The sequence below is a fragment of the Pseudoduganella sp. HUAS MS19 genome (assembly GCF_053615455.1).
Window position 1 is genome coordinate 1,044,124 of sequence record NZ_CM132133.1, and the last position, 16,351, is coordinate 1,060,474.

The window sequence follows — 16,351 nt, forward strand, 5'->3', positions numbered from 1 at the left end:
TCATTTTTGTGTGATTTTAGAATACACGACCTTTAAGGATTTGACATCGGCCGAAATATGGTCTTTAATTTCTGTAACGACAGAAATAAATGAAAAATAACAAAATTCAACGACTATTCATTCTGGAACCAGTGGAAATCCGTGAGTTTCGGCATGTTAAACGTACTTTAATTAAATTTCACGTTTGTAGTTTTTATGTCACAAAAGGAGTTGGCCCATGGCCGCACTGACCCTGTATTTTGACAATGCCTGTCCGTTCTGCCGGTGCGAAATGAGCTGCCTGCGGCGCTGGGACCGGACCGGCCAACTGGCCTTCGTCGATATAACCGCCCCGGGTTTCGACCCGCTCCCGCTGGGGGCCAGCCTGGCCGCCATGAACACCGAACTGCACGGACTGCGCGCCGACGGCGCCATGCTGCGGGGTACCGACGCCATCCTGGAGGCGTACACGCTGGCGGGACGCGCCTGGCTGGTCTGGCCGCTGCGCGTGCCGGCGCTGCGGCCGGTGCTGGCCGTGGCCTACCGCAGCTTCGCCCGCAACCGCTATCGCATTTCGCGCTGGCTCGGGATGGGTGGCGCCCGCCCCAAGTGCGACGGCGGCCAGTGCCAGATCAACTGCGGAGGTAAGAATGGAACGTAAATGGCTGGTGCGCTGGATGTATGCCAGCGCAGCCGCACACCTGCTGGTCGGCCTGGCGCTGCCGTGGATCGGCAACGCTGCGGCGCTGGACTGGTACCTCGCCTGGCTTGGCCCGGCCGCGACGCGCCCGCAGCACGCCTGGTGGCTGGCGCTGTTCGGACCGACCGTCCAGTGCGTCGGGCTGTGGATGCTGGCGCTGGTGTGGTTCGGCGACCAGCGCCGCGAACCGGCGGCCTGGCTTTGGATGGCGGCAGGCTTGCTGCTGTGGGGGCCGCAGGACATCATGGTGTCGCTGCGCGCCGGGGTATGGCCGAATGTATGGCTCGACGCCGCCACGCTGGCGTTGCTGCTGCCTGCGGCGTGGCGCCTGTACCGCATCGACGCCAGCACCCGTGACGCCGCGGGCGCGGCCCCGCTGGTGGGCGAGGGGGAGCTGTTCCGCAAAATCCTCGGCAGCGAATGGAACAAGCTGCACCCCGATATCCAGCAGCGTTTCGCCAGCAATCCCGCGCCAGGCAAGCCGCTGCTGTACCACGGCACCTTGTCCGAACTGCGTGCTTCGCGCTTTGGCAAGCTGCTTGGCTTGGCCAGCAAGCCCTTCATCCAGGGCGCGTTGATTCCCTACTGCGACAGCGATTTCCCGGTCGACATCCAGGTCTACGGCAAGCCGGGTTCGCAAAACATCTACAAACAGCGCATCTACATGCTAAATGGCCGCAAGCCGATCCGGTTCACCTCCTACATGGCGGAGAGCGAGCGCGGTGAAGTGCTGGAATACGTGGGCCTGGGCCTTGGCATGAAACTCAGGCTGCACGTCGCCGACGGCAACCTGCATTTCACCAGCGACGGCTATTTCTGGGACATCCTGGGCTGGCGCATTCCGCTGCCGGGCGTGCTCACCCCGGGCAAGACTTTCCTGCGCCATTGCAACGAGGCGCCAAACCGTTTCAACATCCGCATCGAGATCCGCCACGCCCTGTTCGGCACGACATTCGTGCAGGCCGGCGTCTTCCGCCAACGGCGCGCAGCAGAAAAGGAAGCAGCATGAACACGCACCTGCTCGCACTGCAGCTCATGGCCGTGCAAGGCTGCCTTGGCGCATTCGACACGATCTACCACCACGAGCTCACGGAAGCCTTGCCGCAGCGCGCCACGGCCAAGCGCGAACTCGCCATCCACGCCGTGCGTGCCACCATCTACGGCGTGCTGTTTGTCGGGCTCTCGGCCTGGATCTGGCAGGGCGCTTGGGCCTGGGTGCTGCTGGCGCTGTTCGGTGTCGAGATTGTCCTCACCTTGTGGGACTTCGTGGTGGAAGACCGGACCCGCCTGCTGCCGGCAACCGAGCGCGTAACGCATACGGTGCTGGCGATTAACGGCGGCGCCTTCATTGCCCTGCTGGTACTGGGAATGCCGGCAGCTGCCGGCGCCCCGACAGCTTTGGCTTACGCGCCGCAAGGCTGGCTCAGCGTTTTCCTCGCCTTATGCGGTGTCGGCGTGTTTGTGTCCGGCTTCCGCGATGCGCTGGCGGCCCGCGCCTTGCACTCTGCCGCTGATGCGGCCGTGCGCTTCGACGGCCCGCCGCAGACGGTGCTGGTCACGGGTGGCACCGGGTTCATCGGCCATGCGCTGGTGCCGGCTTTGCTCGCCAGCGGCCATCGCGTGATCGTGCTGTCGCGCGAACCGCGCAAGGCGGCCTGGGAGTTCGGCGGCGCGGTGCGCGCCGTGGCCAGCATGAGCGACCTGCCACCGCAGGAAGCCATCGACGTGATCGTCAACCTGGCCGGTGCCCGCATCCTCGGCTGGCGCTGGAGCGCGCGCCGCAAGGCCGTGCTGCGCGCCAGCCGTGCCGGGCTCACTGAGGGCGTGGTGGACTGGATCGCGCGGGCTGCGCGCAAGCCGCGCCTGATGATCAATGCTTCCGCCGTGGGCTACTACGGCATCCAGCCGCAAGGCAGCGGGCAGGTGCTGAATGAGGCCAGCCCGCCGCAAGCGATCTTCATGTCGCAGCTGTGCCAGGAGTGGGAGGCTGTCGCGAGCCGTGCACGAGAGTATGGCGTGCCGGTGGCGCTGGCCCGCTTCGGCCTCGTGTTCGGCCGCGGCGGCGCTTTGCCATCCATGCTGATGCCCTTCAGGCTGGGCTTCGGCGGCCGCATGGGGACGGGCCGCCAGCGCACTGCGTGGATACACATCGCCGATCTGCTGGGCGCCATGACCCACGTCTGGCGCCTCGGCGCCAATGCCGACGGCGCCTGGAATTTCACCGCCCCCGAGCACCCGACGCAACAGGAATTTGCCAAGGCCGCCGCTGCCGAGCTGCATCGCCCCAGCGCGATTCCGACGCCCGCCTGGCCGCTGCGCCTACTGCTGGGCGAGCAATCCGCGCTGCTGTTGGAAGGCGCGGCTGTCGCGCCAACACGCCTGCTGGCCAGCGGCTACCGCTTCCGCTTCCCGACAGTGCGGCAAGCGCTGGCTGATCTGGTTTAATCGCGCTTTTTCTGCGCCATGCTCCAGCGCAGCAAGCCGATCGAATAGGCGGCGAGGTAGCCGAGCATCAGACCGAAGGGCAGCACCGTCAGCGGATGCTGCAGGACTTCGACCCGGTTGATCACGCGCGGGGCCGCGGATTGCCGGTTGATGTAGAACTCGACGCCGATCTGCAGCACGCGGGCGACGAACAGCATGCAGATCAGGATGGCGGTGCGGCTGGGCGGGGTGAAATACAGCGTGCTGCCCGTGTTCTCGAAGCGGGTCTTCTTCAGCGAGAAGAAGGCCAGCCAGGCACCGGCTATCACGCCGCCAGCCATCATCGACAGCGCCGGCGCATTGCCGAGCATGGACTGGGCGGCAGCCAGCAGCAGCACCGGCAAGCCGGCCGCGCCGACCCAGTGCCGCCACGCGACCGATTCCTGGCGGCGGAACACCAGCTTCAGGCGCGAATAGATGCGCCAGATCAGCGTCGGAACGAGGATGAGCAGGACTACGGTGGTGACAGTCAGTTGCATATGGCGCGCCGGATTCGTGAAAAAAGAAGAATTTTAACCGCAGGCGTAAAATACCCCTTCGTGATCTCGCTTTCGGGAGTTCCAGCCATGGAAAAACACCGTATCCACGCCCACCGCGCACCGGACTTGCCGGTGCCAGTCGATGAGACGCAGCCGCACCCCGAGCCGGTGCATCCCCACAGCCCGCACAACCCCGTCCCGCAGGACGAGCCGGTGCCCGACCATAACCCCGAGCTGCATCCGCCCGGTCAGTCGAAAGCCCAGTTGTAAAGCACGTCCAGTGCGTTGTTGGTGCCGGTTTGCACCTGCAGCGTCACGCGGTTGTTGACCTTGTAGCGCAGCTTGACCAGGCTGGTCGCCGTGCCCGCGCCCTGTTCGAAGCTGATGTAGGCGCGCGAGGACAGCTTTTTGCCGACCGTGACCACCGTGCTTTCCAGCCCCTTGGCCTGGCTCACGCCCAGTTCGTCGAGCCCGACGCGGTTGGCCAGGCTGGGGCCGCCGGAGCCGCCCAGCAGGGCTCCGGCTGCGGTGCCAAGCAGGCTCATTTCATTGCCTGCCATGTCGGCCGTGCCGTGGCCGAGCACCAACCAGGCCAGCTTTTCACTGTCCGGTACCGACGGCGTGGAGACCAGCTTGGCGGACGGCGCCAGCGCCGTGCCGCGCACTTCGACGCCTGCTTCCACATTGGTTTCGCTCAGCTCATCGCCTTCCGGGCGCTTGCGCACGGCGCGGATGTTCAGGCCGGGGTTGTCGTAGGCCCCGGTGAAGTTCAGCACGCCGCGTTCGATCGCCAGGCGCTGGCCGTAGGCGGCATAGGTGCCGCTGACGACGCGGATGCTGCCGTTGACGCGCGGTGCGCGGCGGTCGGCCATGCGCACGCGCACGGTGCCGGCCAGTTGTGCGTCCAGGCCTTTGCCGCGCAGGGTGAAATCGTCGCCCAGGTCGGCTTCCAGGTCGATGCTCAGGGGCAGCCCGGCGCTCGTGGCAGCTTTCGGCTTGTCGCGTCCGAGGATCACCACGTCTTCGCTGATGGTCGGCGTGTCGAGCGAAGGCAGTTCAATGACGGCGCGGTTAGCCTTGAACTTGCCCTCGAACTCGAAGCGCCTGGCATCGCGCACCAGGGTACTGCTGCCGCTCAGCACCAGGGTGCGGTCGGGGCGGTTGAATACTTCAAGCTTGCTGGCGGCCAGCTTGAGGTCCAGCGACATGTCGCCGCCGGCCAGCCGCATCCAGCCATCGGCTTGCACATTGCCGTCGGCGCCGTCGAAGCGCAGGCGTTGCAGCTGCAGCTGGTCGCCGCTCACCTTTGCTTGCAGGGCGCCGTTGCGCAGGCGGATACCTTGTTCGGCCCAGTTGATCACCAGCTGTTCGCCCACCACTTCACCATCCAGCAGCGGGTTGGCGACGGTGCCGTGGCCGCCGGCGTGCGCGCGCAAGGAGCCGCCCAGCTCCATGCCTTGCACGCCGAGCAGCGGCGACAACCAGGCAATGGATGGCAGGCTGGCGCTGGCGCCGAAGGTCAGCGGGCTGTCGGCAGGAATGCGGCCGTCGCGCAGCTGCGCCGTGGCTTCCAGCCGCGCGTTGCCGGCGCGGTCGCCTGCCAGTTCGGCCTGGGCGCGCAACTGGTCGCCGGAGACGGTGACGCGGGCGTCCAGCACCTTCAGGTCGAGCGGGATCGGCCGTTCGCCGCCGGTAATCGTGATATCGCCTTTTTCGCGGAAGACGTGCAGGTAGCCGTCCAGGGCCGGGGCGGCGCCTTTTGCCGCAGGCGCGGCAAGTTCGAGCGACCAGTCGCCGCCCAGCGTCATGGTGCTGGCGACATTGCTGCGCCAGGTGTCGGACAACTGGGCGAGATAGCTGGCGTTGACACCGGCGGCGCTGCCTTTGCTGCGCCAGTGCAGGCCGTTCTTTTCCAGGGTGTCGATGCGCAGGCTGCCTTCCGGCATGGCGATGGTGGCGCTGCTTATTGCGAGCTGCTCCGGTGAGGCCAGGCCGGCAACGCCTTCGCCTTGGCGGCCGGTGATGCGCAGCGTGGCCGGGGCCTGCAGGCTGAGGGCGAAGCGGCCCTTGTTCTGCAGGGCGTCGATGCTGCCGCTCCAGCTGTCGGTGGCGAAGCTGCCGCGTAGCTTTGCGCTGGCGTCGAAGTCCGGATTGGCGGCGGCGACCTGCACCGCATGGTTGCCGGCGCTGCCGCCGGCTTGCAGGCGCAGGCGGTCCAGCAGGAGGCCGGGCAGGTTCAGGCCGGCGACTGCCAGGTCGGCTTGCAGCGGGTCGTCCGCGCCGAAGGCGGTGCCGATGGTGGCGCTGCCCTTGATCGACGAGATTTCGCGCTGGCCGGGCAGGCGCAGGTGGGCGCCGTCCAGCGTGGCGCTGAGCGTTGGCATGGTGTTGGGGCCGCGGCCTGCAACGTTGCCGCCGCTGGCGTAGCCGCTGCCGCGCAGGTTGCCGGACCATTCGCGGCCCAGCACCGCCAGCTGCGGCGCGTCGAGCTTCCAGTCGATGCGGTCTTGCGGCTTGCCGAAAGAGCCTTTCGCCTGCAGCGTATTGGGGCCGAGGCGCAGGTCGATGTCGCTGTCCTGCACGCGGCCGGGGCCGGCGGCCAACCTGGCGTGGCCGCTCAGCGCTGCGGTGCCTAGCGTGGATGCCGCTTGCAGCCGGATGTCGGCATGGAGCAGCCAGTCCGCGGAAGCGCGCAGCGTGGCATCGAAGTCGGCGTTGAGGTTGCCGCCGACTGGGGCAGCAAAGCTGGCCGGATTGAGGCGGCTGGCGCTGCCGGCCAGCTTGACGTCCATGGCGCCGGACAGCGCTGCCTCGCCGCTGGCGCGGATCACGCTGTCGGCACGCGGCAGCGCCGGCATTGCCGCGCCTGGGCGCTGGCCGGCGGGCGGCGGCAGGTAGCCCAGGCCGCGCGCCTCGGCGGTAAAACTGGTGCGCGGCGCCTGGTAGCCGCCGCTCAGGGTGCCGCTGGCAGTGGCGCTGCCTTGCAGCTGCGGCTCGAGCACGGAGAGCTGGGCAGCGTCGAGCTGCCATTCCAGCTGGTCGCCCGCTGCGCCGAATGCACCGCGCGCCGTGGCGGTATTGCGGGCGTAGGCGAGACGGGCGTCGACGCTGGCGATGTGCCGGGCATCGGCGGCCAGCTTGATGCTGCCGGACAGCGGTTGTCCCATCAGCTTGCTTGGCTGCAGGGCGATATCGGCGTCCGCGCGCCAGTCAGGCGCCAGCTTGCCGTTTGCCTGCAGCTCCGCGTTCAGGTCGGCCGATGGGAAAGCGCCCAGTGCGGCCGGGTCGAATCGCCTGACCACGGCGCCGGCCTTGAAGGATTTGTCGTCTTTCAGGCTGGCTTGCCCGCTCGCGGTGATGCTGCCCTGGCCGGCAGTGACGCGTGCCTGGTGCAGGGTCAGAAGCAGGTCTTGCAGCGTGGCGTGGACATCGAGGCGCAGCTTGCCTTCGCCTAGAGCGGCGCGCAGCGTGTGCTGTTTGCCCTTGCTTTCAGCGCTGATGTCGCCTGCGATGGCGGTGCCGATGGCGGCGCCGTGCAGGCTGCGCAAGTCGAGGCGGTCGGTGTGCAGGCGCACGCTGGCGGCGTCGATGCTGCCGTCCTTGGGCAGGCGGCGCAGGTTGCCGCTGCCGGTGAACTTGCCCGCTGCGCCAAGATCGATCAGCAGGCCGCTCAGGCTGGCGTTGTTCAGCGTGCCGCCCAATTGTGCGGCGGCGCTATGCAGGGGCAGTTTTTGCTGGTCCAGCGGACCGGGGGCGCTGCGGTTCGTTGCCGCCAGTTTGCCGGACAGCTGGTCGCCGCTGATGGCGGCTTCCAGCGCCAGGTCGATTGCCGCCTTCGGCCAGGCCGGGTCGAAGCGGGCCGGGTCGACGTCGCGCGCCTGCAGGCGGATGCTGCGCAGGGGCAGGGCGTCGAACGGCGCCAGCACCACTGTGCCGTCGCCATTGGCGTAGTGCGATCTGCCTTTGACGTCGAGCTTGAGTTGCGCGAGGTCGCCGCTGGCCAGCACTTCCAGGCGCGTGGCGCTGCGTTGGACCAGGCCCGGGTCCGGCGGCGTTGCTGCCGGCGCGCCAGGCGGCGTCGCGGGAGCGCCGCTGCGGCGGGCGGCCGGCGCTGGCGCGGATGGCATCGGCGCCAGCGCAGCGGTGGCGCTCAGTTTGTACGGGTGCGTGGTGGAGATCTCGGCACTGGCAGCGAGCGCGCCAACGGGCGTTTCGGCGCTGGCGTCCTTCAGCTGCCAGCGCCGGCCGTCGCCTTGCAGCTGCAGCTTGATGGCGCGCAGTTCGGTGCGGCTGCCGTCTTCGCCGACCAGGGCCAGCGTGCTGACGCGGCCATCTGCAATGCCCAGGCGGAAGGGCGGCGTGATCGATGCCGGCATTTCAGCCGGCTTGGACGGACCGGTGCTGCGCGACTCTGCCCGCGCCACGTGCAGCTCGCTGATCGCCACGCCCTCGCTGAAGTACTGCAGGGGCGACCAGTTGATGTCGATGCTGTCGAGCGTGAGCATGCTGGACTCGTCGCGGTAGACGATGCGCCCGATATGCATGCGCCCATACAGCGAGCCGCTGACGCCGGTGACCACAATCTGGCCGCCGCTGGCGCGGGCGACCTGGGCGACGATCTGCTGCAGCGTGGTTTCGCGCCCCAGCAGCCAAACGGCGCCGCCCAGCACGGCCAGCGTCACGCCGCCGCCGATCAGGGTGCGGCGCAGCCATTTGCGGCCAGGCGCTTGTGGCGGCGCGTCGGGGGCCGGAGGGGTGTTTGGCGTATCCATCAGAACGTGAACCCCAGCGAGAAATGCAGCCGCGCCTTTTTCGTGGCGTGGCCGTAGGCGACGTCGACATTGATCGGCCCGACAGGGCTCTTATAGCGCGCACCGACGCCGTAGCCGGATTTCGGCCGCAGGCCGCCCAGCGAATTGGAAGCATTGCCGGCGTCATAGAAAACCGCCGCACCCCAGCTGGGCTTGAACCAGTGCTGGTATTCCGCACTGCCGGTGATCAGGTAGCGGCCGCCAACGGTCGCTTCGCCCTGCTGCACCCCCAGCTCCTGGTAGGCGTAGCCGCGCACCGAGTTGTCGCCGCCGGCGCGGAACAGGTAGGTGGTCGGCACGCCTTCCTGGTGCTTCGAACCCAGTGCCCCGAATTCGGCGCGCAGGATGACGGTGGACTTCGGGCTGAGCGGCCGGTAAGTGATGCCGCGCGCCGTGGCGCGGATGAATTTTTCGTCCGTCAGCACCGGCAGCAGGGCGCCGCCCAGGGTAGCGTTCAGTACATGGCCCTTGGTCGGGAACACCAGGTTGTCCACCTTGCGCCAGGTGGCGGCATAGGTGATCGGCAACGATTGGCTGTGCGACGACAGCACCCGGTTCACGGTCTTGCTTTCGTTCAGGTACTCGATGGAGATGCTGCGCTCCAGCAGTGGCGTGCCCCAGGCCCGCTTGGCCGCGACGGAAGCGGTGCGCGTGATTTCGCCCTCGATGTCCTTGCGCTCCACCGTCGCGCCGAAGCTGTCGTTGTAGCCGTCCGCCGTGGTCGGGAAGTAGAAGTCGCTGCGCGCCTGCTGGCGCTTGGTTTCCAGCGTCAGCGCGCTCTTCATCTTCAGGCCGAACACGTTCAAGTCATCGTAGGTGCCGGACATGCGCGAGCCGGTATTGGTGCTGAAACCGATACCCACGCTGGCGTTCTTGCGCTTGTTTTCCACCACCCGCACCAGCAAGGGCAGCGGCGCCATGGACGCCGGCTGCGGCACGCCTTCCGCCTTCTCCTCGGCCGCTTCGATCTGTTCGCCCAGCACGGACGACAGGTCGGCGCTGACCTCGACATTGGCGAAATAGCCGGTCTCCTGCAGCTTGCCCTGGTAAGCCTGCAGCGCCGCTTCGCTGTAGACATCGCCCGGCTTGATCGGGTTCAGGTTGCGCACCACCGATTCGGGATAGCGCCGCAAGCCTTCGATCTTCAATTCGCCGAAGCGCATCTCCGGCCCGCTATCGAGCGCCACATGCAGCAGCGCACGCCGGGTTTCCGGATCGACCACCGCCTCGCTGGAAATCATTTGCGCGCGCGGGTAGCGCGTCTGCACCACGGCGCGCAGGATATCGCGCTTGGCCCTTTCCCACTCGTCCTGGCGGAACACGGCGCCGGTCGGCAAGCCCCAGCCGGCCTTCAGCGCATCCTTGTCGAACGGTGCGCCCGACGACTGGAAACCTTCCAGCACGATCGCCACCTCGCCCACCAACACCGGATCGCCGGGCTGCACATCGACGGTGACGGTTGGCGTGCCGCTTTCGTCCAGGCTGATATTGACCGCCGGCGTGTAGTAGCCGGCAGTCGCTACCAGCGTCTTGATCTGCTCCGGCGCGGCGCGCAGCATGCGCTGCAGCTGGTCGCGGTCCATGCGCTCGTTCGTACGGTAGCGCACCAGGTCCAGGTTGTCTTCGAGCAGGGATTCCAGCGCACGCGGCGCGTTGATGCGGACCTGGTATGTCCAGCCCTGGGCAGCCGCCAGCAAGGGCAGCAGCAGGGCCGCGCAGCCCAGTACAAGGCCCTTCAATACATTTATCCCGGTTTGTGCCAAAATTCGTGGTCTGTGATCTGGAAAGTCGAAACCGAATGTTACCGGATCAGCCGCACTCTTGTCGGCCACTTAATGATTCATTACAAATAGACCTCAAAGAAAGACTGCGATGCTGACTAACGACGCCGCACTGGTCCTGTTCAGCGGTGGACAGGACTCGACAACCTGCCTGGCCTGGGCCCTGGAGCGCTATCCGCGCGTCGAAACCATCGGCTTCGACTATGGCCAGCGCCACGCGATCGAGCTCACCGTGCGCCCCCGCGTGCTGCAACAGATGCGCAGCGTCAAGCCGGAGTGGGCCGAGCGCCTGGGCGAAGACCACATGGTCGACCTGGGCCTGATCTCGCAACTGTCGAAGACGGCGATGACCGAGGACATCGAGATCGTGATGCAGGAAAACGGCCTGCCGAACACCTTCGTCCCTGGCCGCAACCTGCTGTTCATGACCGTGGCCGCCACCCTGGCCTATCGCCGCGGCCTGACCGTGCTGGTGGGCGGCATGTGCGAAACCGACTTTTCCGGCTACCCGGACTGCCGCGACGACACCATGAAGGCGCTGCAAGTGGCCCTGAACCTGGGCATGGACACCCGCAACAAGCTGGAGACCCCGCTGATGTGGCTGGACAAGGCGCAAACCTGGCAGCTGGCCGAACGTCTCGGCGGCCAGACGCTGGTGGACCTGATCCGCGCCGCCACCCATACCTGCTACAAGGGCGAACGCGGCGAACTGCACGATTGGGGTTACGGCTGCGGCACCTGCCCGGCCTGCGAATTGCGCGCGCGCGGCTACCGGCTGTACCAGGCGGCCCTGAGTGGCAATCATGGCACTAGCGCCGATTGACTTTTTCTATAGGGCAATTATTTTGCCCTGAACAAATTATGATGCTGGTATGCAGAGGCCACCTGCCAGCCCGCCGCTCCAACGCCTGCTCCAACCCCGCCTGCTGGCGGGGCTGGTGGCCGCGCTCTGCCTGACGGCAACCGGCAGCGTCTGGTGGGGCGCGCGCCTCGATGCCGAGCGCGATGCCCGCACCGGCTTCGACTACCGCGCGCGCGAGCTGGTCAACAATATTGCGGCGCACATGCAGGCCTATGTCCAGGTGCTGTACGGCGTCCAGGGCCTGTTCGCCAGTTCCGATTTTGTCGCCCGCCAGGAATTCCGCACCTATATCGAACGCCTTGAGCTGGGCCAGAACTTCCCCGGCATACACGGCATCGGCTTCATGCGCCTGGTGTCCGGCCCCCAGCTCGCATCGCACGTGGCCATCGTCCAGGCCGAGGGCTTCCCGGACTATGCGGTGACGCCGCCCGGCCAGCGCAGCCAGTATGGCCCGGTGGTCTATCTCGAGCCGTTCTCCGGTACCAACCTGCACGCTTTCGGCTACGACGCCCTGTCCGAACCGGTGCGCCGCGCCGCGCTGGAACAGGCGCGCGACTCGGGCTTGCCGAGCATGACGGGCAAGCTCCTGCTGAAGCAGGAGATCGCCGACCCGGTGCAGGCCGGCTTCATCATCGCACTGCCGATCTACCAGAACGGCGTCGGGCGCTACACACTGATCCAGCGCCGCAGCGCCCTGAAGGGCTGGGTCTATGCAGCGTTCCGCATGGGCGACGTGATGAGCGCGCTGGGCTACGATACCTTGCGCGGCCTCGACGTGGAAATCTATGACGGCGAAGAGCCCAACGCCATGACACGCATGTTCGACAGCGCCCCGGCAACTTCCGCCAGCGCGGGGCGGCACCATGCGCTCAAGCGCGTCAGCCTGGCCGGGCGGCGCTGGACCCTGAAGATCAGCGCGCTGCCCAAGCCGAACGGCGTGCTGTCGGACAAGCCGCGCGCCATCGCCATCGGCGGCCTGCTGATCAGCGCCTTGCTGGCACTGCTGGCCTACGTGCTGGCGGAAAGCCGGCAGCGGCTGCGCATCGCGCTCGACCACAGCAGCCGCATGGGCGACGAATTGCGCGAAGGGCAGGAAACCCTGCTGGCCATGGCCGAACACGCGCAGGGCAGCCAGGCGGTGCTGCGCTGCATCCTCGATTCCACGGTGGACGGCATCCTGGTCGACGATTACAGTGGCACCGTGCTCAATTCCAACCGCCGCTTCCGCCAGTTATGGAACGTGCCGGAGCAGCTCGACTGGGAGAAGGACGGCGCCATCCTGCTGGCCCATATGGCCAGCCAGCTGGAACAGCCGGACGCCTTCCTGCATGCCTGCGCCCGCCCGCAGATCGACGATGAGGACAGCCACAGCCAGCTGCAGATGCGCGACGGGCGCGTGCTGGAAGTGACCACGCGCCCGCTGCGCCTGGGCAGCGAGCCGGCGCGGCTCTGGTCTTTCCGCGACATCACCGAACGCACCCTGAACGAACGGCGCGAGGAAGGGCGGCACCAGGTGCTGGAACTGCTGGCCGCCGGTGCCCCGCAGCAGGAAGTGCTGGACAACCTGATGCGCGGCATCGAAACGGTCACCCCCGGCATGATCTGCAGCGTGATGCTGCTGGATGAGGAGGGCAAGCACCTGCACCTGTCTGCCGCGCCCAGCCTGCCGGCATTTTTCAGGCAAGCCATCGATGGCTTACCGGTCGGCTTCGGCAATGGCTCCTGCGGCAAGGCCGTCACCAGCAACAGCCGGGTGATCGTGGAAGACATTGGCAGCGATCCGCTGTGGGCGCCGTACCGCGAAATGGCGCTGCGTGCCGGCCTGGGCGCCTGCTGGTCGGAGCCGGTGCATGGCGCCAACGGCAAGGTGCTGGGCGCCTTCGCCATCTACCACCGCGAACCGCAGCGTCCCAGCGTGGCGCAACTGGCCTTGATCGACCAGGCGGCCAGCCTGGCCGGCATCGCGGTGGAACAGGCGCGCGCCGCCGAAGCCTTGCGCGTGGGGGAGGCACGCTTCCGCAGCCTGTACGACCACGCGCCGGTCGCCTTGTGGCAGCAGGACTGGTCGGCCGTGCGCGCAGCCTTGCAGGAGCTGGTGGCGTCGGGCGTGGAAGACGTGGCGCAATGGCTGCAGGTCAATCCCAGCCAGTTCCAGCGCTTAGCCGGGCTGGTGCGCATTACCGATGTCAATGCCGCCGGGCTGGCCCAGGTCGGCGCGGGCCCGGCCTGCAAGCAGGCGGGGCGCCTGAGCCTGGCGCAGAATTTCGCGCCATCGTCCATGGCGGAATTCGGACGCGCCCTGCTGGCGCTGGAGCGCGGCTCGCACTTGTTCCAGTGCGAGGCCAGCTACCTGCGGCTGGATGGTGTGGAACGCCAGAATGAGCTGACGCTGCTGGTGATGCCGGGCCACGAGCACGCGCTGGACTTCGTGATCGTTTCCACCATCGATATCACCGAGCGCAAGCGCCTGAACGAGGAACTGGTGCAGCTTGCCGCCACCGACTTCCTGACCGGCCTGCCGAACCGGCGCGAATTCATGGCGCGGCTGGATGACGAACAAGCCCGCCTGCAGCGCGATGTCGGCGGCCGCGCCGCCGTGCTGATGCTGGACATCGACCACTTCAAGGACATCAACGATGCCCACGGCCACGACTGGGGCGATGCGGTGCTGCGCCACCTGGCCGGCCTGATGCGCGATTCGCAGCGCAAGATCGACATGCTGGGCCGCGTCGGCGGCGAGGAATTCGCCATCCTGCTGCCGGGCGCCGACCTGGAGGCGGCCCGTACGTTCGCCGAGCGCCTGCGCCAGCGCATTGCCGACACGCCGATGGGACGTAATGGCAGCAGCATCGCGATCACGGTCAGCATCGGCATCGCCAGCATGGCGCCGGCCGACCGCAGCGGCGATGCGGCCCTGGTGCGGGCCGACCATGCGCTGTACCGTGCCAAGCGCGGCGGGCGCAACCGCGTGGAAGGCTGATCAGTCCGGGCGCATGCGCAGCTGTTCGACCTTGTCGCCCTTGCCCAGGCTCAGCTCGACCAGCAGGGCGCCGTCGGTGTAGTTGAGGCGATAGCTGTACCTGCGCATCTCGCCATCGGTGCTGCGCGCCAGCGCTTCCACCTTGCGCAGCGGCCCCCAGTCGCGCAGGTCTTGCGACAAGGTGGCCAGGAATTCCGGCGACAGGTTGCCGGCCACCTTTTCGCTCAGGCCTTCCGGCAGCTTGCTCTCGGCGATGCTGGCGAACATGGCGCGCACGCGTTCGGCCACGGCCGGTTCGGTATCGGCGATCGCCGCTTGCGGCTTGAGCGCCAGCGCCGGCAGGTAATGCGCGGCGACGATGTCGCCCAGCTTGCCGGCGCGCGCGCTGGCTGAGTTGGCCAGCACCACCACCGACAGCTGGTCGTCCACGAAGCGGTACAGCTGCGAGCGGAAGCCTTGCCAGGCGCCGCCGTGGCCGATGGCGCGGTGGCCGTTACGTTCGAACAGCTGCCAGCCGTAGCCGTAGCCGGTGGCCGTGCCGTCGTTCAGCTTGGCCGGCGTCCAGCTGGCCTGGCGCACGCTGGCCGGCAGCACCTGGTCGCCGTACAGCGCCAAGTCCCATTTCGCCAGGTCGCGCGCTGTCAGGTACAGGCTGCCGTCTGCCGTGGTATTCAGGCGCGGCGCCACCCATGACTGGTTCACCAGCGTGCCGCCTTTGCGCTCGTAGCCGCGGGCGCGGTGCGGAACGATGTCGGCTTCGCTGATGATGCGGCTGCCCATCTCCAGCGGCGCGAAGATGCGCTCGCGCAGCTGGTCGCCGTAGAATTTGCCGCCTGCCTTGTTGCAGATGAAGCCGAGCAGGTGGTAACCCATGTTCGAGTACGACCATTTCTCGCCCGGCGCAAACAGCACGGGAATGCCGGCTTCCAGCGCGATCAGCTCCGCTTCGCTGTAGTCTCGGGTCAGGTCCAGCCTGGCGTAGGGATCGCCCAGTCCGGAGGTATGCGTCAGCAGGTGGCGGATGGTGATGCCTTCCCAGGACTTGGGCGTGTTGGCCAGGTGTTTTGACACCGGATCGTCCAGCGACAGCTTGCCGTCCTGCGCCAGCAGCAGCACCAGCGCCGCAGTGAAGGTCTTGCCGATCGATCCGGACTGGAACACGGTGGCGGGCGTGACCTTGACGTTGTGCTCCAGGTCGGCCAAACCATAGCCCTGTTCACGGATGATCTTGCCGTCTTTGACGACAGCGATGGCGACGCCGGGAATATGGCTGCGCTTCATTTCCGCCTGGATGGCGTCGTCGAGTTTGTCAGCGAAGGCGGGAGCAGAGAAGGCGAGGGACAGCAGCAAGATGGTCGGGCGCATGGATGCAATTCCGCATAGGTTGCTAAAATTGCATTCTAGCACCCGACTCTGCGATCAGGCCGGCGCATGTTCCAGGGCTGGCGCGGCCGGCTTGCGGTTGCGGCGTTTCACCAGCCAGTAGATGAAGAAGGGAAGCATCAGCGGCAACAGCAGGGGCGACACGGCGGCCATGGTCAGGACGGCTGCCAGGGCCAGCGCCAGGATCACGAGCACGCCGACGCCGGCCATGACCAGCGCGACCATGGCAGCGACGAACACCATCACGACCGCCACCACGGCAAACGCGCCGCCGGCCAGCACGGTACCCAGCAAGGCGCCCAGCGGCCCGTCATAGTCGGCGTCGCCGACCGTGACGACCAGGTCGGTGGTGTCGATGGACATCCAGGCTGCAAGCATGCAGAAGAACAGCAAGACCAGGGACAGGGCAAATACCTTTTTCATGATGGGCCTCTTGGCGTTGAACATGGTGTCACTGTAGGCCTTGCGCCGCGCGCCAGCCATCGGATTGCGACGAACGGCGGAATCTGGATGATGAACGGAAAAGTCCCGCGACCAGCCTCAATCGCTGCTTGAATTCATTAACTGTTTGCCTATACTGAATATCCGATCTCTGAGATGGAGGGGAATATGGCTTGGCGAGTAAGAGATGGGAGCCAATCGTTGCTCCTGGGAATCGACAGCGAACCGCGCCAGCGCAGCGCGACTATCGGATTTGGCCCCAAAGGCCCGCCCTCGGCACCACCGACGATTCCACCAATCATCATCAATCCCTTCAAATACCAGACGCCCGACCCGGCGATCGATCCGCGCATTACGCCGATCGGCCCGCCCATCCTGCCGCCGCGACGGCCGGCAATGTCCTTGCATTGATCTGGCACAAACCGGACCGCCCGCACGCCACGCGGGCTTT

At 66.9% G+C, this 16,351-nt stretch carries 12 protein-coding genes; 7 read left to right on the plus strand and 5 right to left on the minus strand.

Annotated features, from left to right (window positions below; genetic code table 11):
* Positions 1–217: 217 nt before the first annotated feature.
* The 3 genes from ACWBU6_RS04895 to ACWBU6_RS04905 are packed head-to-tail and all read left to right on the plus strand — an operon-like array spanning position 218 to position 3,124.
* The gene (locus ACWBU6_RS04895) at positions 218–640 is read left to right on the plus strand and encodes a thiol-disulfide oxidoreductase DCC family protein (protein ID WP_452647718.1); all 423 of its coding nucleotides are present in this window, start codon (positions 218–220) and stop codon (positions 638–640) included.
* Positions 630–1,688, plus strand: a complete 1,059-nt coding sequence (locus tag ACWBU6_RS04900; protein ID WP_452647719.1) for a DUF4166 domain-containing protein — start codon at positions 630–632, stop codon at positions 1,686–1,688. The genes ACWBU6_RS04895 and ACWBU6_RS04900 overlap by 11 nt, the downstream gene beginning before the upstream one ends.
* Entirely contained in the window at positions 1,685–3,124 is a 1,440-nt protein-coding gene (locus ACWBU6_RS04905; RefSeq protein WP_452647720.1) for a TIGR01777 family oxidoreductase, read from the plus strand. The genes ACWBU6_RS04900 and ACWBU6_RS04905 overlap by 4 nt, the downstream gene beginning before the upstream one ends.
* On the opposite strand, the gene ACWBU6_RS04910 is transcribed toward ACWBU6_RS04905, so the two are convergent.
* A complete protein-coding gene (locus ACWBU6_RS04910) occupies positions 3,121–3,642 on the minus strand; it encodes a hypothetical protein (protein ID WP_452647721.1) in 522 nt (173 codons plus the stop codon). The genes ACWBU6_RS04905 and ACWBU6_RS04910 overlap by 4 nt on opposite strands.
* Before the next feature lie 87 nt (positions 3,643–3,729).
* Here ACWBU6_RS04910 and ACWBU6_RS04915 point away from each other — a divergent pair, with 87 nt between their 5' ends.
* Positions 3,730–3,912, plus strand: coding sequence for a hypothetical protein (locus tag ACWBU6_RS04915; RefSeq protein ID WP_452647722.1), 183 nt, complete (start codon positions 3,730–3,732; stop codon positions 3,910–3,912).
* Here the strand turns inward: ACWBU6_RS04915 and ACWBU6_RS04920 are convergent.
* The gene (locus ACWBU6_RS04920) at positions 3,891–8,414 is read right to left on the minus strand and encodes a translocation/assembly module TamB domain-containing protein (protein WP_452647723.1); all 4,524 of its coding nucleotides are present in this window, start codon (positions 8,412–8,414) and stop codon (positions 3,891–3,893) included. The genes ACWBU6_RS04915 and ACWBU6_RS04920 overlap by 22 nt on opposite strands.
* Entirely contained in the window at positions 8,414–10,192 is a 1,779-nt protein-coding gene (locus ACWBU6_RS04925; protein WP_452647724.1) for an autotransporter assembly complex protein TamA, read from the minus strand. The genes ACWBU6_RS04920 and ACWBU6_RS04925 overlap by 1 nt, the downstream gene beginning before the upstream one ends.
* A 133-nt stretch (positions 10,193–10,325) precedes the next feature.
* Between ACWBU6_RS04925 and queC the strand changes: the two genes are divergently transcribed.
* Both queC and ACWBU6_RS04935 read left to right on the plus strand, forming a co-directional pair.
* Entirely contained in the window at positions 10,326–11,057 is a 732-nt protein-coding gene (gene queC, locus ACWBU6_RS04930; protein ID WP_452647725.1) for a 7-cyano-7-deazaguanine synthase QueC, read from the plus strand.
* A gap of 49 nt (positions 11,058–11,106) precedes the next feature.
* A complete protein-coding gene (locus ACWBU6_RS04935) occupies positions 11,107–14,076 on the plus strand; it encodes a CHASE domain-containing protein (RefSeq protein ID WP_452647726.1) in 2,970 nt (989 codons plus the stop codon).
* On the opposite strand, the gene ACWBU6_RS04940 is transcribed toward ACWBU6_RS04935, so the two are convergent.
* Both ACWBU6_RS04940 and ACWBU6_RS04945 read right to left on the minus strand, forming a co-directional pair.
* Positions 14,077–15,441, minus strand: coding sequence for a serine hydrolase domain-containing protein (locus ACWBU6_RS04940; protein WP_452647727.1), 1,365 nt, complete (start codon positions 15,439–15,441; stop codon positions 14,077–14,079).
* A gap of 54 nt (positions 15,442–15,495) precedes the next feature.
* Positions 15,496–15,882, minus strand: a complete 387-nt coding sequence (locus ACWBU6_RS04945; protein WP_452647728.1) for a hypothetical protein — start codon at positions 15,880–15,882, stop codon at positions 15,496–15,498.
* Positions 15,883–16,101: 219 nt separating this feature from the next.
* Here ACWBU6_RS04945 and ACWBU6_RS04950 point away from each other — a divergent pair, with 219 nt between their 5' ends.
* Entirely contained in the window at positions 16,102–16,311 is a 210-nt protein-coding gene (locus ACWBU6_RS04950) for a hypothetical protein (protein ID WP_452647729.1), read from the plus strand.
* The last annotated feature ends 40 nt before the right edge of the window (positions 16,312–16,351 follow it).